Origin of the sequence: Microcoleus sp. S13_B4 (assembly GCF_036700885.1) — a bacterium.
Lineage (GTDB): Bacteria > Cyanobacteriota > Cyanobacteriia > Cyanobacteriales > Microcoleaceae > Microcoleus.
The window spans coordinates 1-22,553 of record NZ_JAUBPU010000078.1; the positions used below are offsets into that span (position 1 = coordinate 1).

Below are 22,553 nucleotides of genomic sequence, written 5' to 3' on the forward strand. Positions count from 1 at the left end.
AATAATTAAGTGGGGTCGTAAAATCAAAAATAAGGGCAATGCTTGTATCACAGTTTAAATGTGCAACAGCTTACGCTGTAATGTGGTCTCGAAAAAATCCTGATTGCGGTCTGGAGTAATTATGATTGCGGTCTCCTACAACTACTCAACTAGAATGAAACAGCCCTGGTTTCTGGTTGGTTGGAGCGGGTGTTGCAAAAACGGTCGTTTTTGCAGCAGTTTCTGAGGGGAATTTAGATGGAGCCGATATGATGTTTGATTTGTAAAGGGTGGATCAAGCAATTATTAAGGAGCCTCAGCTTTTTAGCTCTCGGCTGAATTTTGGTTGGTTGCATTTAACCTGGTCTCGTTTGCATGATTGCGGTCTGGTTGCATTTAATTTGGTCTCATTTGCATTTAATCTGGTCTGAAATTTGGCTTCAATTGCATTTAATTGGGTCTCAAAAAAACTCTGATTGCGGTCTGGAGTGATTATGAGTGCGGTCTCCTACACCTATCCTGCGATGCGATAGAGTGAAACTGGGCAAAATGTCGCACTTATAAATTCGTAAAAACCTAGCGAAGAGGAGGTTACTTGAATTTTGTATAAATTGGATATAACTCATAAGATATTGGGACAATTCAGGTAAAAGTTCTGGCTAGCAAATCTGCAATCTGGCGATCGATATTGGTCTGGTGAAAACGCCGACTAGCCATCTCGTAGGCCGATTGGGCGATCGCGATCGTAGACTCAGGCTGGTTATGACAGGTATTAATAACTTCTGCGAGTTGATGTGGCTTGCCGAGAGGAACCAAAAAGCCATTGATCCCAGGCTCTATTAATTCAATAGCACCTCCAGATTGAGCAGCAACTATAGGTCTACCACACAGCATCGCCTCGACAATAACTCTGCCAAAAGGTTCGGGTGCGGTTGAGGTATGTGCAACTAAATCACAAATTGCCATCAACTGCGGAATATCTGAACGAAATCCTAAAAACTTAACTCGATCTTCAAGTCCTAATTCTGCCACTTGTTTATGTAATTGCTGGACATAATCCTGCTCGCCAAAGAGGGCATCACCCACTAATATAGCTGTTACATTTTTTGGACAGTAAGTAAGTGCTTCAATTAAAATATGTTGACCTTTCCAAGGTGACAATCGACTGAAATGACCTACTATAAATTGCCCATCAAGTTCTAGTTGTGTCTTAAGGTGGCTAATTTTAGAGCGCTCGCTCTGATAGACTTCAGGCTCAAAGCCATTGTAGACGACATCGATTATGTCCGATCTTCCTCCAGCTTCTAGGAAAGCAGCCTGACTTGCTTTGGAGTTAGCAATCACCAATGATGCAAAGCGATTAGCCAAAGTTACAGCTACTTTTAAGTTGGTTGGGCTGAAATGGTCTGTAGATAAAATGTCATGCAAATGATACACTAGAGGGCGACGACTAAAAAAGCTAGCTAATGCACCAACAACTAGAGCTTTTTGCGTGTTGGCGTATATCAAGTCGTATTCACGAGCTTTTTGAACAACTTTAGCAATCAAAGGCAGTAGCGCGGTAACACTACTTAAACTCTGTATCAAGCTGCTTTCTTTACGCACTTTTATCGCGATTGTCGCTAACACTTCAACAGGAATTTGCTGTTGCTCTAGTAATTGCCGGAAAGCACCATCTACAAATAAGCCAACTAGACAGCTATCTCGATAGGGTTTGGCAATATCTATTAGGCAAAGTTCGGCACCACCAGGCTTTCCGCTCTGGTCAAGAAATAGTATTTTCATTTGTTGTTTTGATCTAATTTTTTTTTTCATACAGGACTTATATCCGGTTCGATTGATTGACCCTAACATAGTCAGTCAGGGCGGGTTTTTAAGATTGTCAATTATTGGCGAGTATTGTTAGTGAACCCTTCGGCTACGCGGTTCCTGAGCGAAGTCGAAGGGCAGGGCATCGCCCGCCCCTACCATATTGGGTAATCGATCTGCCATATATTCTAATTGTTTTGAGCCTCAGGCTAACAGCACCTTTCTAACTTTTTGCGCGATTTTTTGCCAATCGAAATTCTTAGCAGCGTATTCCTGACACGCCTCTCTAGAAGGCATCGGTACTTTTCCCATTAGCAGTGCTTCCAATCGCTCAGCAATCGCTGTTGCCTCTGTAGAAGCAGCAATCAAATTGGGTGAAAACGGCTCTAAAATTTCTGGCATTCCACCTACGGGAGTACATAGCGCTGGAGTACCACAGGCGAGAGATTCTAGCACAGCTAATCCAAACCCTTCTAAAGATTGACTCGGCATCACACTTAGGTCGGCGGCTTGGTAAGCTATAGGCAGTTGGTCATCTGGCAAAAAGCCTAGAAATTTAACGTTGTCATTGAGTCCCAAATCTGTTGCTTGTTGCTGAAGAACCGCTTGTAATGGCCCTTTGCCAGCGATCGCCAACCAGATATCAGGAATTTGAGGTTTAATCATCGCGATCGCCATCAACAGCTTATCCAGTCCAACTCGATGCACTAAGCGACGCGCTGTAAAGAGAATGGGGCGATTTTGGGGCCAGTCGATCTGCGTGCGGGCTTCAGGGCGCGATCGGTTGAGTTGAAATCGCCAAAGATCGACACCGCCGGGAATTACGTGAATTTTGCTCCAAGGAATTTGATATTCTTGATGTAAAATATCACCAAATGCTTTGCTCAGGACGATAAATCGATCGCACCGATGATAAACTCTGTCTTCGACCCAATGCCTCAAAAAAACACTCAGTTTACCAGAACCCTCCTGCTTACTTTCCAAAGCCCAAGGCCCGTGAAAGGAAAAGGTAACAGGAACCCCTTTAGGTAAAACTTGCAAAAGCGGAAAACTATATAGTGCAAAATGCAGATTAATTGCATCCGGTTTTGCAGATTTTCGCCGCTCAAAATTGGAGCGAATCAGCCAAAGCCGTTCCCAGAGTCGAATATCTGGTTCTGCTAAATTAGTTAGTTTTACGCCAGAGTTTAACTGAGTTTCTGGTAGACCAACTCCACACAACTCAACTCGATCTTGACTGGCTGCTAGCTGATGTGTCAGCTCGTATACATATCGATCCAGCCCTCCCGGTGTTTTCGGAAACCATCCGATCCCGACGCCAAGAATGTTTGCTGTAGCAGCAGGGTTAGTTTTATAGTTTTCCACTTGGTTGTTTACAAATATACATTAAATTTACAATAACTGAGACATCCTGATTATAGCTGTATATTGCTCAGTGAGATTATGAAGAATCGATTTTTGTTGCTACTAAACAAATTATGGCAAAAACAGCAGTTATTCATCCAAACAAGGACTCATTTCCTCAATAATTTTAAGCCGATTGAGAACGCTCCCCAACATTGCAGGATGAGTTTCCGAGCCAAGGCGATCCCAGGAGTCATAATCTCTACTATAACTGCACTGTCTGTAGCTGCACTGTCTGTAACTTCAAACCCTTTACCCAATATCTCCTACAAAACATCTTGGATCGGTAACACCTTTGGCGGTGGCAGTAAGTGGGTACAAATTCAAATCGCTGCCATGTACGTGGGGAACGACGGAACGGTTTATACCAATAGCGTGTGGGATGAAGCGGGTAGAGAGGCAGGAATTTATAAAGATGGAGATGCGATCGGCAAAGCTAGTAATCTTCATGGATGGGGAAGAACAGGAGGAGAAGCAGTCACGGCAAATAGTAAATACCTTTATATCGCCATGACACAGGGGGCAATAGACAGGACAGTCCTTCAAGATTATCCCCCCTCTCAAACAAACTGGTATTGTGTGAGACGCTACAACTTATCGGGAGAACCGGCTCCCTTTGCAGGTGGGCGCGGCTACGATCAAAGTATGTTAATTGTTAGCACCTCCGGTCAAGTAACTGGATTAGCTAACGCTGGCCGCGAGCTTTATGTCAGTGATAGTAGCACCAACCGCATCCGCGTCTATGATAGCGAAACCCTGGCAGAGCTACGCAGTTGGCCAGTCGATCGCCCCAAACAAATAGCTGTAGATAATCAAAGTAACCTATGGATTCTGCAAGAGAAAAATGCTAGTAATGCTCCCAAGATACTGCACTATTCTAAGACAGGAACTTTATTGTCCAAGAAAATTACGGATGTTGTAGACCCTACAGCCCTAGCCATTGATAATCAAGGCAGACTGTTGGTTGCGGAAAATGGCCCCCGTCAACAAGTGCTGATCTACAACATCACAAGTACACCCACGTTGGTTGGGACTTTGGGCCGTGAGAGGGGGATCTACTCAGGAACACCCGGAGAAGTTGGAGATCTCAAACTCGGAGGTTTGACGGGGGTGGGTACGGACGCAAGCGGAAATATTTATGTGAGTCTTGATGGTTTTAATCGGTCAGGAACGGACTTGAGGAAGTTTAATGCAAGCGGATCAAGGGAGTGGAGATTGCTGGGCTTGCAATTTGTAGATAATGCCGATGCCGATCCTGGGACTGATGGAGTGGACGTGTTTACCAAGCAGGAACACTTTGTCATAGACTATAGCAAAAGCAATGGTCAGGAATGGAGTTATAAGGGATATACCGTAGATAAATTTCGGTATCCAGACGATCTGCGGCTACAAGAAACAGTACATGGGACTACCTCGGTCTTCGTGCGTCGCATTGAGGGAAAGCGTTTTCTTTATCTCACCGGAATGTTTGCCGATCATCTCGCCATTTACCGTTTTGATGGAGAGATCGCGGTTCCCAGCGCCATCTTCTCTCGCAAGCATTCTAAGTGGCCGGCTAATCAGCCAGCAGCAGGAAGTTGGCTATGGCACGACAAGAACGGGGATGGCTCTATGCAAAGCGATGAATATGAAAGTCTAGGTGCAGAAGATGATTCGATTTGGGGCTGGGAAGTTGATAGCAAAGGGGATGTTTGGCAAGCTAGTGAAGCTGGCTACATCACACATTATCACTATCAAGGATTGGATACTCATGGTAGTCCAATTTATACTAGCGCCGCTTCCGAAGTTATACCCATGCCAGCACCGTTTAACAAGCTCTTAAGAGTCAAATATTTTCCTGATACAGATGTCATGTATCTAGGAGGCTATACAGTCGATCGCCCGCATACAGGTGAGGAATGGGGGATAGTCGGCACAGAGATTGTGCGCTACGACAGCTGGACAAGGAATAAAACACTGCGCTGGCGCATAACTCTTCCCTACGATCCGAAAGCCAATCCCATGCTCATTATTAAGGCAATGGATGTGGAAGGCGATCAAGTATTTGCCGTTGATTCTAGAAAAGCTGAGGTATATGTATACGCTACCGGGACGGGAGTATTTGTAGCCAAACTAAGCCCCGGCTCAGAGGTTGGTAAGGAGACTGGCTGGATTGATATTCCCTACGCATTACGAGCTTATCGGAGAACAAATGGTGAGTATCTGGTATTTGTAGAGGAAGATGCAAAAGCCAAGGTGATTATGTATCGACTCGGACAGAGATGATGAAAGTAAGGCTTGGGAAATGAGCCAATTATATTACAAAATCTCAGTCTAGATATCACCCAAATTTCAACCAACTCAAGCTTTCAAACTTTATTTTGTTTCCATACCAGAGCACTCGCAATACAATTCCACCGTTCTCTTAACCATCAGTTCCCGATCGAACACTGAGGAAGCATACTCCGCACATTGTTGACCCATCTGCAAGCGAAAATCCTTGTTCGCAAGCTTTTGGATAGCCTTTGATAAAGCCTCTGCATCATCGAAGGGAACGATATAACCTGTTTTTCCTTCCTCAATCTGATCCAGAGCTCCTCCTGCTGGTGTGCGGATAGGAACTGTCCCACAGCACATCGCTTCCGCCACCACTAAAGCACACCCTTCTAAGCGGCTGGGTAGAACAAAAATATCCGATGTCCAATACACTTCTCGCATATCATTTAGATAGCCCGCAAAAATAAAAGAATGCGAATCATCTTCACTGACAAAGGCATATTCCTTAATCTCCTGTTCCCGATCCCCAGAACCCGCAAATAAACACTTCAAAACCATTTCGGGAAATTCCTTTCTCATTTGCCTAACTGCGTCGATCAAAACATCATGTCCCTTAATCCAATTGAGTCTTCCTACGAGAGTACATACCAGGTCTTTTTCCTCAAATCCGAACTTCTCCCGTGCTTTTTGTCGATCTTCAGAGCTAGGAAGACGAAAATAGTTTGTATCAGTGCCAGCTAATATCTTGCGAACCTTGTTTTTATGAAACCCCAAATCTTGGAGCAAAAATCTTTCAATCTCTGAAGAGTAGGCAATAAAAGCTTTTGGTGCAAACGTTCTCAAGTATATCTGGTATTTTCTGATTTTCGGCCGCAATACAGATTTTATGAATGTTGAATTTTCATCTTGGATTAATAAATGAAAGGTAGCAACACATTCTAACCCAGTGAAAATTTTGAGGATACGCGCCAGCAGTAACATCGAGTATCCATGTGCGTGAAATAGGGAAATTTCGTATTTATTGACTATCTCCTTAATCCGACGAATATTAGCCCAAGTTGGAAGAAAAGGTTTCATATCCTCAAATACGATCCAGTCTTCTGATAAGTCTTTGAGTGCTTGAAAACTATCTTCAGAGCCTGCATCGTAATTCACTGGTCCGGTAATCAGGACGACCCTCCACCCAACCGTTTTGAAACCACGAATCAGAGTCTCACAATGAGAGGCAACACCGTCATTACAATCGACACGCTTTAAGAGAAACCCTACTGTTTTTTGTTTTTCCATTTTCTGTTATTTACCTCACAAACTTTTACCCTTGACACGGATTTTTTTTTTTGACTAACGACTCATGCTGTTGGCAAAAGTGTTACAAACATTCCTCCTAAATTTTACTACATTCCAGAAGAAACGACAATTTTTGGGCTTTATTTTCTCTAATCACAGTGAAATGAATGAGTATTGTCTAGATTTTTCTAGTTTTTAGCTAACTGTTGTTAGCCCTGAAACTCAAAGCATCAACCTGATTTGAAGCCTGCAATCCGTTGATGCTGGTAGTGCTTATTAGCTGCCAGGCTTAGACCCAAAAATCCCCAGAAAACCATGCCCGGGAGACTAATGATCACATTTGAGCCAGCTAGCATCGGCAGGAACCCAACAACAATAGCACGAGCTGCACTGGCAAACGGATCGGACCTAGATTTAGAGGCTTGGAACAGAGTGTAAAAACTTAGGAGTAGCCCACTTATATAGGGAATGGCTCCCATCCAGCCCAAGGTGAGAAGTAGTTCGATAATTCCACTGTCAATCGGCTGAAGAGTTCCATTTCCCTTACCAATAACCTCACTCAGCGCCTGATTTAGTACGAGGCCATAGAGGTTTGTTCTATCCTTTGCGCTCTGATCATCTTGAACATTAGACAAACTGCTGACACGAGACTGAATGACTTTGGAAAATGGCTCAACTGTTGACAATGGTACAATACATACGAAGATAATCAGGATAAAAGCAATTAAACGAATCTGAACACCCCCTTTGAGAGAAACAAGTAGGGTAATTAAAGCTACTATCAAGCCTAGCCAAACTGTGCGTACCGATGTGAGCAGGACAGACAAAATGCCAACTATTAAACCAGGAATACGCAAATTGCCTTGACCAATAAATAGTAAAATATTCCCTCCTAGCATCACTACTCCAAACTGTAAGGGCGCATTCATGGTACTCCACACTCGAAGTCCAAGGGGTTCTGGGTTTCCCATACTGGTAAATAGTTTGGTCTCTATCAGCCAGAAACAATCCCACTCAGGTGCAACTAAGTATTGATAGACGCCATAGGATGCTGTGACTAATACACCCCAGAGAAAAGTGCGCTGAATGTTGTTGCGATAGCTGGGGTAATCTCGCCAGTTTATAAATAAGTGAAAACCAAACAGAATGGGACTTACCCAACCCATAAGAGAGATGATCGCCGGAACAGGTGAGCCATTAATCATACCAACTAGAAAACCATAGAAAACACCCATTGCAGATAGGACAAAAGATAACCCACCTTGTTCATGTGCTTTGGGAAAGTTGCGATAGAAAGTTACAATGGTGATCGTTGCCACCAGTGGAGGGGCTAACAATATGGGACTGGGCTCGGTAAAACCGCTCCGAAAATCTGACACACGACGAATAAAGGGTGTGAGGAAAAACACCCACCAAGTGAAACCTATATAGAGGATGGGATACCGTAAATATAGGAAGAGGCCGACACCAAGACAACCCGCAGGAAAGATGATATTTAGAACCTTACCAAGACCGGCTACAAGGCATAGGGTAATAATCAGTAATAGTCCCAGGATTGCCATCCAAGCTGCCTGCGGTTGTAGTGTCAGAGAGAAGCCTTGTTTTCGAGAGTTATTCGGAATTCCCTGTATTTGACTCATTACCAACTAGGTTTTAGGTTTGAGAACTAGATATAACATCTTTATTTGGACTGTTGCCATGTATTCCAAGCCTCCCGACGTCCACGTAGAGATGCTCGTAATTTCTGTCCTGCTAAGCTGCCTTCTTTAGGTAGGAATCGTAACGATTGTACAAAACCAGGGGCATCCCGCGTTCCCACCAAAATTGCCCAGAATACAAATACAGTACGTCGAATCAATGGTAGGTTTTCTAACAAAACTAAAGTTTCATTGTGTACAGCATTGAAGAAGGCAAGGTTATTGAATTGATTGCGTTGATCTTCGTCAAAACGTTGTCCGGGAAAGTGATCTACCGCTATTTTTGGATCGTAGATTAGTTTCCAGCCTGCTCGTTTCAATGCCAGACCAAATGCTAGTTCAAAGTGTAGTTGGGCTCCATTACCTCGCATCCGGCGATCGAAGTGCATTTCGGCGATCGCACTTCGCCGAAAACTCATGTTTACACCCTTCAGGACATCTACCTCATGGGGTTCTCCAACCCCTAAGTGATGTTCACCGATGACTCGTCCAAACCACTGTACCTGTCCTACCACCTGGCGTTCCCCCTCTTCTAAACGGGTGCCGTGATACACCCAATCCCGCCCCCCTACACCACCGATATTGCTATCTGATAAAAAGTGAGCCTCGATACGTTCTAGCCAATCGGTATGAGGTGCTGCATCATCATCGGTAAAGGCGATGATATCCCCAGAAGTGGCATCCATTCCTGCATTCATTGCCGCTACTACACCAGATACGTTGACTGTGACAGTTCGCATTGGCAATAATTCGGGGTTAAATGTTTGCAAAAATGTCCAAGTCTCCGTATCAGTATCCCGAACTACAACTAAGACTTCATAGGTAGGAACTTTTTGCTTTTTGAGTGCGTATAAGCAGCGGGCTAAGTCTTTCGGACGCCGGTAAGTAGGTATGACAACTGAGAGCGTCAACATAACTGGATTTTCTCACATAAATTCACACCATCAGTATAGAGAATTGGATGTCATACTAACTATGTCTTAGGTTTGAGAACTAGATATAACAACATCTTTATTTTGACTCTTGCCATGTCTTCCAAGCCTCCCGACGTCCACGTAGAGATGCTCGTAATTTCTCTCCTGCTAAGCTCCCTTCTTTAGGTATAAATCGTAACCATTGTAAGAAACCAGGAGCCTCTCTGGTTCCCACCAAGATTGCCCAAAATATAAATATATTACGTCGAATCAATGGTAGGTTTTCTAACAAAATTAAAGTTTCATTGTGTACAGAATTGAAGAAGGCAATATCATTGAATCTATTGCGTTGATCTTCGTCAAAACGTTGTCCGGGAAAGTGATCTACTGCTATTTTTGGATCATAGATTAGTTTCCAGCCTGCTCGTTTCAATGCCAGACTAAATGCTAGTTCAAAGTGTGGTGCGGCTCCATTACCTCGCATCCGGCGATCGAAGTGCATTCCTGCCATCGCAGTCCGCCGAAAACTCATGTTTACACCCTTTAGCAAATCTACCTCACGGGCTTCTCCAAAGCCTAAATGATGTTCACCGATGACTTGTCCAAACCACAGCACCTTTCCTACTACTTCGCGTTTCCCGTCTTCTAAGAGAGTGCCGTGATACACCCAATCCCGTCCTCCTACACCACCGATATTACTATCTGATAGAAAGTGAGTTTCGATACGTTCTAGCCAGTCAGTGTGAGGTGCGGAATCATCATCGGTAAAGACGAGGATATCCCCTGAAGCGGCATCAATCGCTAAATTCATAGCAGCTAATGCTCCAATCGCTACTGAAGCATCCATTTTGATCAGGTGTAATGGCAAAGGTTGATGATTGAAGGATGCCAGGAGTTCCCAAGTTTCAGAATCCGCCTCGCGAATCGTTACGAAGACTTCATCTGGCTGGCGATTTTGCTTTTTTAGTGCTTCTAAACAGCGTTCCAAATCTTTGGGGCGATGGTAAGTAGGTACGATAACTGAAATCTTTAGCACGGCTGGAGATCCTCAAATAAATTTACATAATTACGTGCCATATTAGCCCAACTATGCTGTTCTGCTATAGTTCTGGCTACTTGACCCATTTGTTGTCTTTGTTGCCGATCGCATTTAACTAATTGATTCAATGCTTCAGCTAAAGCCTCTGTATCGTCTGAGTCTGGCAAAACTAACCCACAGTCTGCTGTCACCAACTGGGCCGCCCCTGTTGTAGCAGCGGTAACAACTGGTATTCCTGTCGCCATTGCTTCCAGTACCACCAAACCAAAAGGTTCATAACGGGACGGAAAGACTAAAAAATCTGCTGCTTTCATCAAGTCGGGGACATCTTGCCGAAATCCCAGAAAATGCACCCGCTTTTCTAAGTTTAGCGATCGCGCTAACTCAGGATATGGACTACCGGCGGTTCCACCCACAACTGCGAGGTGCAATTGAGGAACTTGCACTAAGGAATGGAGGACTGTATCTAAGTTTTTCCGAGGTGTACGGATATCTCCAGCAAATAGCGCCAGAGGCACTTCCTCTGGCAAACCCCATTTTTGCCGATCGACAATCCCAGGCGCAAACTCTTGTAAATCAATGCCATTTAAGATCACTCGAATGCGATCGCGTGGAACACCGATCGCCACTAATTCTTGGGCGACCTTCTCAGAAACCGCTACTACGACTTTTGCGCGAGCGAAAGCTTTTTTCTCCCAATCAGCATTTAAGGCAGTATAAAACCGCTGATAAATGCCACGCAAGCCCAGATTTTGTGTTGAAAGATTGATCGGCGCTCGGAACCAGGAGTTATGAACAAAATGTACTGCATTCACATCTCCCCTAGCAGAAGTAATTGCACCATTGAGTTTAATCACATCAAATTCTTTGTGGTGCTTATTTAACCACCAAGCAGTTTTAGTAGAGAAAGCCATTTCGCGAACAAGTTGTAATGGATATCCTTTGATTGAAATAGGAAGCCAATCGACCTGACTGTGTTTTTCCAGTGCCAAATCCACGCTACTTGCTAACAATGTAACATGATAACCACGACGAATGGCTTCCCAGGCAACTTCATAGTTGACCCGACCTTGACCATCACCGATCGCAACTTTATGAGTAACAATACACAGCTTCATTTCGTACCTCTTTTCTGAGACAAAGCCGTTTCGTACAAAGTCAGATTATCGCGGGCAATCCTCTCCCAACCGTACTTTTGTGCCGTAGCATAAGCATTACGGCGCAATTTTTCCAGGTAGGGGCGGTCTTTAATTAAGCGCTCCAAAGCTTGCTCGATCGCCACAGTGTCACGGGGCCGGACTAAAATCCCATTATCTCCATCACGCACAACTTCTATCGGCCCTGGCGTTGTAGTGGTTACAGGGGCTAAACCACAAGCTATAGCATTAAGAAGGGCGACGCTAAACCCTTCCGAGAGGGTGGGAAAAAGGTTGATATGATGTCCGCGCAAAAGTTGGGGCAGAGTTTCGTATTGGTAGCGTGGCACAACTCGGATGCGATCGTGTAGAGATGGCTCAAAATCCGCATAAACTTGCGCTTCAGGACAGCACGTCCCCAGAAAGCTCACCTCTACTTTAGGATAGCGAGCAAGAATTTTATTTAATGCAGGAACACCATAATAAATCCCTTTACGAGGGATATAAGTTGCCACTAAAGCGATGCGAATAACTGAATCTTCGGCTTCTGGCGTTGGCTCAAAGTCGAGATTGAGAAAAAACTCTGGAATTCCATTGACAAAAACACCAGTCCGTCCAGGATCAACCCCTAATTTTTCAACCGCATACTTTGAATCATAACTATTACAGAATAAGCTCAAATCTGCATCTCGCAGAGAATTAGCAACCTCCCAGAGTCGAAAACCTCCATGATAAAGCGGATATTTCCAACTCAAATTCAAGTTGCCAACGCGAGCCTCTTCTAAGTTTTCCAGGTGCATCACGTGCTCAAGACCGTGACTCCGTGTCACTAAAACCGGACTATTTGAGCTACGGGGCAATTTTGCCCACACCCAGGCATCACCAGTCGAAGCATCTACAACATCCACGGCTCCTTTTTGGGAGAGTGCCGATATGTGACTAGCCAGAAATTCAGGAAACATCATTGACTCTAGCATTCCCGGCAATTTGTGTGGCAGGTTATCAAAAGAGTAATACTCTACTTCGTGACCCAGTTTTTGATATTCCTGACCGAGTTTCCATGTTACTCCTGGAGCACCTGCATTAGGATCTAGTTCGTGGTGAATGGTAAGTAGAATTTTCATCAGTTTTTTAAAGTGAGGGATTTTCTGATTTATTTATGGCCTAATTTAGACTGAGAACGAGCAGAATTATGAGAGAACTCTGGAAGAGTGAAAGTCATCAATAGTTTTTTCGTAGATAATTTGAAGTTGCTTGACCTGGGTCTCAATCGTAAATTGCTCCAGCAACAACGCATATCCATTTTCCCCAAAGCTGCGAGCTTTTTGATAATCTTCAGCCAATTCATTGATAGCAGTAGCCAACTTTTTGAGATCATTGGCAGGGACAAGAATACCTGTTTTTCGATCGCGGATGTATTCTGGAATCCCTCCTAATGAACTAGCAATAACAGGTCGATGGCGACCATAGGCTTCCAGCGTGACCAGACCAGCAGGTTCGTGCCAAAGACTAGGAAAGACCACAGCATAAGACTGTCGGTAGAGTGCATCCATTTTCTCGCGATCGCACCAGCCATGCCAGGTAAGGCGATCGCTCACTCCCAGTTTCTTCGCTAACTGTTCCATTTGAGGTCGATTCCAACCCTCACCTGCAATATCAAGATGAACTCGTCGGTCAACTTGTGTTAAGGCTTTGAGCAGCCAGTCAAGACCTTTCTCTGGAACAATACGCCCTGCAAACAGAAGTCTAGAATTTTGATGCGTTTCAAAAGTTAATGGTTCACTACTCGTTTCAGGAATGGGAATAGCACAGTACAATGTTACGGTTTGTTCAGGAGGTAAACCATGTCTAATAAGCTGTCCGCGAACATAATCACTATTGGCAATGACAGGAATTCTCAGTCTTTTAAGTGTCTCTAGTTCTCGATAAGAATTTTGAAAATTTTGGATAATATTCTCAGGTCGTCTACTACCACAGCCATCTACTAGATGACCCCAAGTACATCCGAGAGTAGACATAGCGCGATCGCAGGCAGTCCCCCTCATTGACAAATACTTAGTACCACTAGGACAGTAGGGAGAGTGATTGTGAAGTGTATAGACAACTGGACATTCTCCAGTAATATCCCATACTAGCTCCTGCTCTTGAATATTAAGTAACTTGAACTGACTCTGATCGATATTTTTGAGCGAGCTAATTACCTGTGGGCTGACGTTGGGAAGTTGAGCCTGCAACAAAGACTTAACGTAGGTATCTATTCCTCCACCACATCCTAGGGTGCACGAACAGTAATGGATGGTTTTTTCTTTAGGCATCAAGTTGTTTTGAATCATATTAATTTTGAAACATTTTAAACACTTAAGACAGGGCGTTAGCCCAAAATTTATGTCTGACATCATTAACGTAATGTCTAAGTGCAATTTCTTTACAAGCATACTTATCTGGATAAATAAACTGGTCTTCAACACTTAGAACATATCGTTTCGAGCAGAGAGGCTTTGCCTGGTTATAGTGCATTGTCAAATGCACCAAAGTTTGCTCGGTAAAATAATGATTAAGTTCTGTAATTTTTGACAATCGCTCAACGGCAAAGCTCCAATCTAGCGGTTTTTTGAAGACAATAAATCCACCGTTGACTGGATTTAATTTTTCCCGATCATCATAAATTACCCGATCGTCCATTTTAGTAGCACAATCGGGTAGATATAGAGAAGAGGTATTGTCTGATCTGGCTAATTCAACTAGATCGCTGACTCCTGGAAAAAACAGAATATCTGAGTCAGTATAAATCGTTGTCTGATTAATCGGAATTGACATCAATGCCAATAATTTTCTGCCCATCGAATGCTGAGAGGCATAATCATAGACAGATTGAGGCAGATCGGTTCGCTTCATTTCTTCTAGTGGCAATACCTCAACACATGGATGAATTTGGCGGAGTAAATTGCAACTATTTTCGGTATAGCTACCATCAGAAATGATCGTGAAACGCTCTGGAATACCAGCATGGCGGATGAACGAGCGCAGACTTGCTACCTGTTCTGGTAGATCCCGCTCGCATGAGAGAGCGTAAACCGATATTGGAATACTCTGAGTTTGCGAAATAGGAACTTTCGCAATTTGTGGCACCAATGACTTATATAAGGAGCGCATCAGTTGTCCTTGATTTCTAGCAACATGATAAGGAATATTCACCATTAATTTAAACCCAAATGACAACTATTTACAACATGAATATTAGCTTAGCCCGCTTATATACTGACTAAATTCGAGCCAAGACCGATTTCTGAAACCAACGTTTCAAAATTGGCTGAATCGTTAGTTCTAACCAATAGGAAAGACCGATGGTTAGAAGCCCCCAGACAAATAGACGTAGAGTGAAACTCCAGGGAGAACCACTCCACGGGAAGTAATTGAAAACCAGATGCATCATAGGCATATGCAGAACATAGATCCCATAGGAAATGCTTCCAATGAAAGCAAAAACAGCGCTCGCCTTAGACTCTATTCTCCAACCTATTAAGGCAACGGCTAAAACTGTATGTACAGCAATGCTCCAAGTAATAGGTTCAAACAAGTTACCGATGGCTAGTAAATAACTGCTATGGGCTAAGGGGACACCTATAGCCCATAGCTTTAAAACTCGCCATCCAGGAAACGGACTGTTAGCAACTGCGGCAAATAAAATAGCGCAGATGGGAAAATAAGTAATATCGGTAAGATTTATCTGTGAAGAAGTTGAACGAGCCAAGCCTAAGCTATCGAGCATAAATTTCACAGTACCCAAACGATCCGTAGCAATGAATAGAAGTAAATAAGTAAACAAAGGAACTTTTGGAGGATCTCCTACTTCCTGTCTGTTCCAAGCTAGCCACAGCCCAAATAACCAAAACAGCCAACCCGCAGCATAGCCAGATAGAAGTTGTGGAAACGAGGGAATAAACCAACCTAAACACGCCACAATGAACGTACTCCATACAAGGGGTAGAATCTTAGGACGGAAATACCAAATTCCTAGAAAAGCAAAGTAATAAATTACTTCATAATGCAGCGTCCATAAAACGCCGTTTCCTGACAGAAGAGCTGCGACTGACCCTTGCAAGAAAAATAAGTTACCAAGAACTGTTTTCCACGTATCATGCGGTGATACTAGCACTGCCAGGATGATACAGAGCAAATAGATTGGATATAAGCGGATGAAACGCCGTAGCAAGTAACGAAGGGTATTGGCTCGTGAGAAGGGTGCTTGGTTCGTTAGACCTATAACATAGCCAGAGAGAACAAAGAAGATTAAAACGCCTCCATGAGCCGCATGAAAATAGTGCTGAAAAGGGAAAGTTGGATGATAAGCAGGGTCAAGTTCGTATTTAAAGCCAAAAACATGAGCATAAACAACCCAGATGGCAGCGAGTCCACGTAATCCTTCTAAAGCATAATTATAGGAGGCTTTACTACGTGTTTTACTATCAGGTGGGACAAAATATTCACGTAAATCTAAATCACCTACTACATTCTTATTCATATCATAACTATTGTTTTTCTTGGTTTATTAAAATTGGTGATTCATCACCTCCTAAACAATTTAGATCGCATAACGAGAGAAACATTATTGCGAATGAAGCTGCGGGATAGCAAAATAACAGGGCAAGATTGTACTGCTTTTTTAGCAAAATCCCAAGATAGCTGCTCCTTTCCTACGAGGTATGCCTCTTGGGCGGAGCGAGCATAATTCAAGCTGTCTCGCAATCCTTTGATGTATCCTAGGACACTTCTAGTGAGTGGTGGGCTGCGTTGAATCGAGCCTGGTAGCCAGACAAAATCACTGACATAGTGTTTGTCAAATATCATTTTAAAGCCGTCTACTAGAGAGTATGCAGGCGCAAGGTCATGAAACTTATTTTCTAACTGTTGATCTGAAAAGGGCTGGTCACCAAAAACCTGGGCCTCCTTTTTGTTCGGCGAGTGGATAAAGGTTCTCAGCAGGTCTTCTGTAATTTGATGAAAATACTTTACTTCACATTCTTCAGGCTGCAAATGATCGGTCAATCGCTCAGTAAAATCTAGGATTGCTTGCTGCTGAACTGAGACTCCCCATTTAATACCTCTTTCATTTTTCTCCGATCGCAATATCGGAATGTAGCGATCGCCTTGTTTCTCATATCTGACGGTGCTGCCATGATCCGCGGCCAGAAATAGCTCTAAAATCGGAGAACTGCTAAGCGAACGGCGTTCGGTGATTGCATCAGGATCTAAGAAATAAGGTATTAAGCGATCGGTTGAGAATGGTGTGATACGTCTTTCCAATCCAAAGTAAAATCCAGCCACTCCACCTGGAGGATATAAATTGCCGATCGCCAAAATTTTACTAAATGAGCGTTGCGATCGACCAGTCCAACCAGAATCGACAATCGCAAACGATTTTCCATCACCAATACCTGCTTGTTTGAAGTAGCCGATCGCTTTCTCTCTGTAGACGGCCGCCAAGTCAACAATCCGATCGATAATTTCTCGATCCTGAAATGCTGCTTTCAGCAAAGTGAATTCCTCTTCGGTCAGATTTTTGTCCCAAATCTCGATCGGAAAGCCATGACGTGTCAGCGCATCAGCAATCTGTTCTGGTTGAATATTGACGCGATCGCACACTAACCGCACTGAGAAGAAAGGTGGCTTGTCAAAAAGCCATTCCTGTTCAGTTTCACCAATTTGTTGAATAGAGGGAAAGTGAAAAGCTTGCCTAGAACCATAAAAGTATTGGCAGTCGATGTCATAGCCCCACTTGCGGCAAATAATTTTGGCAATTTTCCCGAGAATTTGTCCATCTCTGGCCATGAAATACAGCCTCTGAATCCCCTCACTCTTCGCCTCTTCCAACACCCAATGAACGAACCCAAAAAATACAGGGGCGATGACATTAGCTGCTGTATCCCAGATTATTCGTCGATGCAATTCTGTCTCTTGGCAGTGCAACCGACACAGGCGATTAGCACCGGCTAGCAGAGAACGAAATCGGATCGGCAATTGTTCGTTGTCTGCAATGATTTGTTCGTAACGATTTAGGTGTGTTTGCACAAAAGGCTGAACTTGAATCCCTAATTTTTTCGCTACTTTGATATCAGAATAGAGATTGTCCCCAGTGTGTATGAGCTGAGAGGCTTTGATTTGATGTTGAGTGAGATAATATTGAAATAGTTCTCCAGATACCTTATGAAGTCCAACTTCATTGGAAACGTGGATTACATCACCATCTTCCCAAATTTGATGATCTTCGAGAAAGCCTCGAATCGCCTCCGAGGGTAGATACATATCTGAGAGATAGGCGATCAATTTATTTTGCTGATGTAACTCTTGAATCTTGAGCTGAGTAGCTGGAACTGGACGGAGGCTAGCACGTTCTAGTTGAATTTCATAATGTATTGCTTTCTCCCTATCTATCTCAGTCCAGTTCAAGGACTCAGCTAATTGAGCATAAATTTCCTGTAGTGTTACTTCATTCGTTGTAGATAGTTGTCTTGCCTTACACTCAGCTTCAATCCTAAGCTGACTCCAAATATCTGAGGAAATTGTAATTAGGTCTTCCTGCTTCAAGCGATTACCTAACTCCCAAAATAGATCCGTTGGCTTAGCCCAGATACGAGTCAAAGCCGTGTCAAATACATCAAATGAGTGATGGTGTGCTTGCTTCGTTGATTCAATAGTCATGTGCGGTTGTTTCATAGAAGTTGCAAATAAGTTAAATTTTTTCTCTTTGTTTCCCACGCAATAATATTGAATGGATGGCTTTATAAGTTTGAGGCTTCAAAAAGTGCTTGGCAGCAATCAAGAAGATTAGGTGAAGATAAGAGAGAGAAAATATTAATTTTGGTCTCCTAATGAAAGCCTGCTTGGCGAACCAGAAAGCTTCAGGAAAATCATCCTTAATAAGGTATCCCCAAGCATACAGGATGCTCAGATGACTAGAACCAATTCTTTCTACATTCTTAAATTCCTCTGGAACTGATTGAAACGAACGTTCCATCACCTTATCAAGTTCCTCAATCATTAACCTGAAGTTTGTAGACATACTATTAGCATATCTACGATATCGAACAAGTGGTTCTTGGATCACAAAAATTGAGAAGTGCATAGCAATACGTAACCACATATCCCAGTCCTCAGCAGATTTAAGGCTGCGTTCAAAAAAGCCTACTTTTTCAAAACAAATGCGACGGACTAATGGAGTACTACCACAATAAAGGATATTAGAGCGAAATAGTTCTTTTTTAAGCTCACTTCCAGATTTAGAATAATCATAGATATCTATAAGATTTCCGTTGCGATCGACATTAGATATCCAAGAACTTACCAAACCAACCTCTAGATGTTTTTCCAAATACTCTACTTGCTTTTCTAGCTTATTAGCTTCCCAAATATCATCAGCATCTAAAAATGCTAAATATTCACCTTGAGAAGACCAAATGCCCGTGTTTCGCGCTCCTGATAAACCTTGATTTTCTTGAGAAATTAGTTTTACTCTTGAATCTTTGATTTCAGAAGCCCATTCTACAATGCCATCAGGGCTTCCATCGTTAATGATTAAAACTTCTAAATCAGTAAAGGTCTGATTTAGAACGCTTTCTAACGTCTCTGGAAGATAAGCCATTGCATTGTAAGCTGGGATAATAACTGAAACTTTGGGCATAATAACTCCTATTTTAATAATATGATTCGATTATTATTGGCGATCGCCAACACTCAGTTCCTAGTGGAAATTGATTTTAAACAAAGGTTAGTTTAACTGGAAGCCCCTGATTCATTTTGCATTTGGTGATACTTCCAGAGTCTACCGCGTTGTTCTAACAACTCTTGGTATTTACCTCGCTCTACAATTCGTCCCTCCTCAAGTACCACTACTTGATCGGCACGAGCAATTGTAGAAAGTCGGTGGGCGATCGCAATTACAGTCCTGCCTACAGACAGCTTTTCCAACGACTCCTGGATCAATCGCTCAGATACGGAATCTAAAGCGCTAGTAGCTTCGTCCAAAATTAAGATTTCTGGATCGCGCAACAGAGCACGAGCGATCGCCAGTCTTTGACGTTGACCACCTGATAAGCGTACACCGCGATCGCCTAGTTGGGTGTCGAATCCCTCCGGTAGCTGCTGGATAAACTCTAAAGCATAAGCTTGACGGGCTGCTTCTAAAATCTCTGCCTCTTCCACTCCTTCCAAAGCATAGGCAATGTTGTCACGGACATTAGCATTGAAAATAAAAGTATCCTGGCTTACAATTGCTAATTTTTGGCGCAGCGACTTAATTTCATACGTTTTCAAATCAACTCCATCAATCAAAATCGTGCCCCGCGTTGGATCGTAAAATCGTGGGATGAGATCAGCGAGTGTAGTCTTTCCAGCACCAGATCCTCCCACCAAAGCGGTCATCTTGCCCCGTTCGATCGTCAAGATAATATCATGGAGTACCAAATTCTGAGGTTCATATCCGAAATCTACAGAAACTAAATCGATCGCCGTTTTCAAACCTGAAAACTCAATATGCCCATTCGGAAAATACTCCTTGTTATCTGTCCTCAATAGTTCCTTAATATTAACAGCAGCTCCTTGTAATCCGCTCAGAACAACTCTCGTTCCGTTCACATCCTGTAATGTTGGTACTAGACGAAACAATACAAAGAAAAATGTCAGCAATGAAGCAGCAGGTAATGACTTGCCGGTAATGATGCCATTGAATGCCAGAATAATCAGGCTGACCAGAATTGCTGTAGCAATACTTTCTGATATAGGTCTAACTGACGACATCAGCCGAGTTATCTTAATCAAGCTTTTACTTACACGACCACTACTTTTATAAAAGCGTTTTCGCTCAAAATCTTGAGCCGCAAATGCTTGAATAGTACGAACTCCATTGATGAACTCAACCGCCGTTGAAGTGAAATCACTGTTAGCTGCTGAAGTTTCAAAACTTACTTCTCGTACCCTAACATTCAGAGAGGACAACCCCGCTGCCAAGAGACCGAATAACATCATTGCCAGAAGTGTGATTTGCCATGAAATCAGCAGCAATGTTGACATATAAACTACCCCTACCAAGCATCGCGTCATTACAAAGGCGACTCCTCCAAAAGCACTTTTGATTCTTTCTAGTTCAGTTGTAATGGTGTTAACGAGTGCTCCTGACTGAGTTTTAGCAAAGTATCCCAGGCTAAAAGCTTGAAGCTGTTCAAATATTTGCCTACGCAGTCTATCTAATAATTTGATCTGAGAAAATTCTATATAAATAATAGATAAGTAGTTGAATGATGCACGCATCCAAGTGCTAAGTAGAATCAGAATGCTAATGCGAACTGTGCGGCTACTTGCTGAAGTATTTGCGCCTAAAATCCAAATATCAACCCATTCAATTCCTGTTCGGATAGGTTCTGCATTAGGGCTTGTTAAATTTTGGATGAAAGAAAGTAGAAACCCAATTCCCACCCCTTCAAAAGTTGCCGCTAAAAATGTAAATACAAAAGCAAGAATTACAATTTTGGGAAAATATTTAAATTCTCTCAAGATCAAGTAATTATCCTGCCATAACCTAGATTTTTTTAAATAAATACTAATTGGATTCAATGAGTTAGATAACATAAGAATTACGCAGGTTAACTAAAAGCGTTAAGAAAGTAATTTAGGAAGCTCATTACCATGAAATAATTACCGACCCAGAATGAGATAAGCACTAAACACAGAATCAAAAAACCCCGGAAAATCTTGATTTTTATAAGTACAATAGAAGAGCATGGCGTTAGCCCCTCTATCATAAACTTTAGATAAAGCGCAGAAGCTTTGCAAATTGAAGATTCAGTATTGATCTACAACCCAACTAACCTCATTTGAATTGTTTTTCTGGATGTGAGCTTGTGCAATTTCCAATAATGTGACCGGTTGTTGACATTCTGAGCCGATCGGTATTACCTCAGATATAGTCAAAGGACAGGATGAATTCCTCAAGCTAATCTCACTCGCTACTCCCTGAGATATAGTCAAAGGATGGAATGAATCCCTTAAGCTAATCTCACCCCGTAGCACATTCAACAACTGTGGTAACTTATCCAGGTTGTACTTACACATCCAACGAATTAAAGGTGTAGTACCAGAATTCTGATTAGCTAATCTTGTGGGAAACTTCACAAGCCGGAACAACTTGCCTCCTGTGCCAATATACCATTGCTTAGGGCAAATCGGCTCCGGTGAATAAAAGTACATAAGTATAGCTGTCACCAGTAAAACTGGGCTGACAAATACCAGTAGAAAAAAGGTGGCAATTGAGTCAATCGATTGCTGGCGCTGGGGGCTAAGTTGGCTTGGCTTTTGAAATGTTTTTTGAATCCTCCCACGTATAAACACGGGTTTGTTAGCTTGTTCGCAGGCATCTGCCCAGAGCTTCAGGGTTGCCTCACCGAGATTTGGATGGAGGCGAACCAGCCGTACCGGAGATGGTTTCAAGCATTCTACTAGCTGTTGCTCAGTCTCAAACGCCGAGATATAAGGCTGTTTGGTCTGTTGTCCGAGACTGACGAATAACTGTCCCTGTCGCCACTTCAGAATGCAGTGAGGTAAGTAATTGTTTGAATGCTGTTGCTCTACAGAAGAATAGATATTTAAATTGGACACTTCTGAAATAGTCATGGTTCTTATTACCTGACGCGAATGTTACTAAATTATTGTCTGTCGGCAAGATGACTTATAACTCAAAATTGTCCTACACAGATTACTTAAGTAGAATTATTTTTCTGTTGCAACACATCTTAATCCTAAGTTAAGAGTTGGTAAAACTACAGTCATCTATCTGACTGCATGATACTGCTATTACTTACTGATGCTGATAGTTTTAATAAAGTTTTACAATAGTTTGATGTTTTATATTTTTTTCAACAACATAGGATTTGTCTCTTGACCAATTACATAATGTATGATATAGGGGTATCCGCTCAATAAATCGGGGTAATAGAAAAAAAGAAGGTTCACAATCTAGGCACAGCATGGTAAAATATGATTC

Annotated in this window: 16 protein-coding genes; 1 reads left to right on the forward strand and 15 read right to left on the reverse strand. The window is 42.7% G+C overall.

The window, feature by feature from the left end; all coding sequences use genetic code 11:
* Positions 1-621: 621 nt before the first annotated feature.
* Together QT994_RS24885 and QT994_RS24890 are read right to left on the reverse strand one after the other, a co-directional pair.
* Positions 622-1,794 (reverse strand): glycosyltransferase, encoded by a 1,173-nt coding sequence (locus QT994_RS24885; protein WP_333049898.1) that lies wholly within the window; start codon positions 1,792-1,794, stop codon positions 622-624.
* A gap of 198 nt (positions 1,795-1,992) precedes the next feature.
* Positions 1,993-3,153 (reverse strand): glycosyltransferase family 4 protein, encoded by a 1,161-nt coding sequence (locus QT994_RS24890; RefSeq protein WP_333179341.1) that lies wholly within the window; start codon positions 3,151-3,153, stop codon positions 1,993-1,995.
* Between the two features lie 201 nt (positions 3,154-3,354).
* Here QT994_RS24890 and QT994_RS24895 point away from each other — a divergent pair, with 201 nt between their 5' ends.
* The gene (locus tag QT994_RS24895; protein ID WP_333179344.1) at positions 3,355-5,457 is read left to right on the forward strand and encodes a hypothetical protein; all 2,103 of its coding nucleotides are present in this window, start codon (positions 3,355-3,357) and stop codon (positions 5,455-5,457) included.
* A 90-nt stretch (positions 5,458-5,547) separates the two neighbouring features.
* Here QT994_RS24895 and QT994_RS24900 read toward each other — a convergent pair whose 3' ends face one another.
* From QT994_RS24900 to hepC, 13 genes are all read right to left on the reverse strand, one after another.
* A complete protein-coding gene (locus QT994_RS24900; protein ID WP_333049892.1) occupies positions 5,548-6,735 on the reverse strand; it encodes a glycosyltransferase family 4 protein in 1,188 nt (395 codons plus the stop codon).
* 230 nt (positions 6,736-6,965) lie between these two features.
* The gene (locus QT994_RS24905; RefSeq protein WP_333049890.1) at positions 6,966-8,375 is read right to left on the reverse strand and encodes an O-antigen ligase domain-containing protein; all 1,410 of its coding nucleotides are present in this window, start codon (positions 8,373-8,375) and stop codon (positions 6,966-6,968) included.
* Between the two features lie 41 nt (positions 8,376-8,416).
* Complete coding sequence (locus QT994_RS24910) at positions 8,417-9,346, reverse strand: glycosyltransferase (protein ID WP_333179347.1); 930 nt, start codon at positions 9,344-9,346, stop codon at positions 8,417-8,419.
* 97 nt (positions 9,347-9,443) lie between these two features.
* A complete protein-coding gene (locus QT994_RS24915; protein WP_333049887.1) occupies positions 9,444-10,382 on the reverse strand; it encodes a glycosyltransferase in 939 nt (312 codons plus the stop codon).
* Positions 10,376-11,503 carry a glycosyltransferase family 4 protein gene (locus QT994_RS24920; RefSeq protein ID WP_333049885.1) on the reverse strand — a complete coding sequence of 376 codons (1,128 nt, stop codon included), beginning with the start codon at positions 11,501-11,503 and terminating at the stop codon, positions 10,376-10,378. The genes QT994_RS24915 and QT994_RS24920 overlap by 7 nt, the downstream gene beginning before the upstream one ends.
* Positions 11,500-12,645 carry a glycosyltransferase family 4 protein gene (locus QT994_RS24925; RefSeq protein WP_333049883.1) on the reverse strand — a complete coding sequence of 382 codons (1,146 nt, stop codon included), beginning with the start codon at positions 12,643-12,645 and terminating at the stop codon, positions 11,500-11,502. Before QT994_RS24925 ends, QT994_RS24920 begins: the two co-directional genes overlap by 4 nt.
* Before the next feature lie 66 nt (positions 12,646-12,711).
* Entirely contained in the window at positions 12,712-13,854 is a 1,143-nt protein-coding gene (locus tag QT994_RS24930; RefSeq protein WP_333179350.1) for a glycosyltransferase family 4 protein, read from the reverse strand.
* 25 nt (positions 13,855-13,879) lie between these two features.
* Complete coding sequence (locus QT994_RS24935) at positions 13,880-14,719, reverse strand: hypothetical protein (protein WP_333049880.1); 840 nt, start codon at positions 14,717-14,719, stop codon at positions 13,880-13,882.
* A gap of 64 nt (positions 14,720-14,783) precedes the next feature.
* A complete protein-coding gene (locus QT994_RS24940) occupies positions 14,784-16,043 on the reverse strand; it encodes an acyltransferase (RefSeq protein WP_333049878.1) in 1,260 nt (419 codons plus the stop codon).
* A gap of 44 nt (positions 16,044-16,087) precedes the next feature.
* Complete coding sequence (locus tag QT994_RS24945) at positions 16,088-18,220, reverse strand: HAD hydrolase-like protein (RefSeq protein ID WP_333179354.1); 2,133 nt, start codon at positions 18,218-18,220, stop codon at positions 16,088-16,090.
* 31 nt (positions 18,221-18,251) lie between these two features.
* On the reverse strand, positions 18,252-19,199 hold the full coding sequence (locus tag QT994_RS24950) for a glycosyltransferase (RefSeq protein WP_333049875.1): 948 nt from the start codon (positions 19,197-19,199) through the stop codon (positions 18,252-18,254).
* A gap of 92 nt (positions 19,200-19,291) precedes the next feature.
* Positions 19,292-21,142, reverse strand: coding sequence for a heterocyst formation ABC transporter subunit HepA (gene hepA / locus QT994_RS24955; RefSeq protein ID WP_333049874.1), 1,851 nt, complete (start codon positions 21,140-21,142; stop codon positions 19,292-19,294).
* Between the two features lie 213 nt (positions 21,143-21,355).
* Entirely contained in the window at positions 21,356-22,183 is an 828-nt protein-coding gene (gene hepC / locus QT994_RS24960; protein ID WP_333049872.1) for a heterocyst development glycosyltransferase HepC, read from the reverse strand.
* Positions 22,184-22,553: the final 370 nt, after the last annotated feature.

Coding starts and splice junctions, on each gene's coding strand:
- QT994_RS24895 (WP_333179344.1), top strand. CDS start 3,355: ATGAGTTTCCGAGCCAAGGCGATCCCAGGAGTCATAATCTCTACTATA.
- QT994_RS24940 (WP_333049878.1), bottom strand. CDS start 16,043: ATGAATAAGAATGTAGTAGGTGATTTAGATTTACGTGAATATTTTGTC.
- hepA (WP_333049874.1), bottom strand. CDS start 21,142: ATGTTATCTAACTCATTGAATCCAATTAGTATTTATTTAAAAAAATCT.
- QT994_RS24905 (WP_333049890.1), bottom strand. CDS start 8,375: ATGAGTCAAATACAGGGAATTCCGAATAACTCTCGAAAACAAGGCTTC.
- hepC (WP_333049872.1), bottom strand. CDS start 22,183: ATGACTATTTCAGAAGTGTCCAATTTAAATATCTATTCTTCTGTAGAG.
- QT994_RS24910 (WP_333179347.1), bottom strand. CDS start 9,346: ATGTTGACGCTCTCAGTTGTCATACCTACTTACCGGCGTCCGAAAGAC.
- QT994_RS24950 (WP_333049875.1), bottom strand. CDS start 19,199: ATGCCCAAAGTTTCAGTTATTATCCCAGCTTACAATGCAATGGCTTAT.
- QT994_RS24925 (WP_333049883.1), bottom strand. CDS start 12,645: ATGAAAATTCTACTTACCATTCACCACGAACTAGATCCTAATGCAGGT.
- QT994_RS24930 (WP_333179350.1), bottom strand. CDS start 13,854: ATGATTCAAAACAACTTGATGCCTAAAGAAAAAACCATCCATTACTGT.
- QT994_RS24900 (WP_333049892.1), bottom strand. CDS start 6,735: ATGGAAAAACAAAAAACAGTAGGGTTTCTCTTAAAGCGTGTCGATTGT.
- QT994_RS24920 (WP_333049885.1), bottom strand. CDS start 11,503: ATGAAGCTGTGTATTGTTACTCATAAAGTTGCGATCGGTGATGGTCAA.
- QT994_RS24885 (WP_333049898.1), bottom strand. CDS start 1,794: ATGAAAAAAAAAATTAGATCAAAACAACAAATGAAAATACTATTTCTT.
- QT994_RS24935 (WP_333049880.1), bottom strand. CDS start 14,719: ATGGTGAATATTCCTTATCATGTTGCTAGAAATCAAGGACAACTGATG.
- QT994_RS24945 (WP_333179354.1), bottom strand. CDS start 18,220: ATGACTATTGAATCAACGAAGCAAGCACACCATCACTCATTTGATGTA.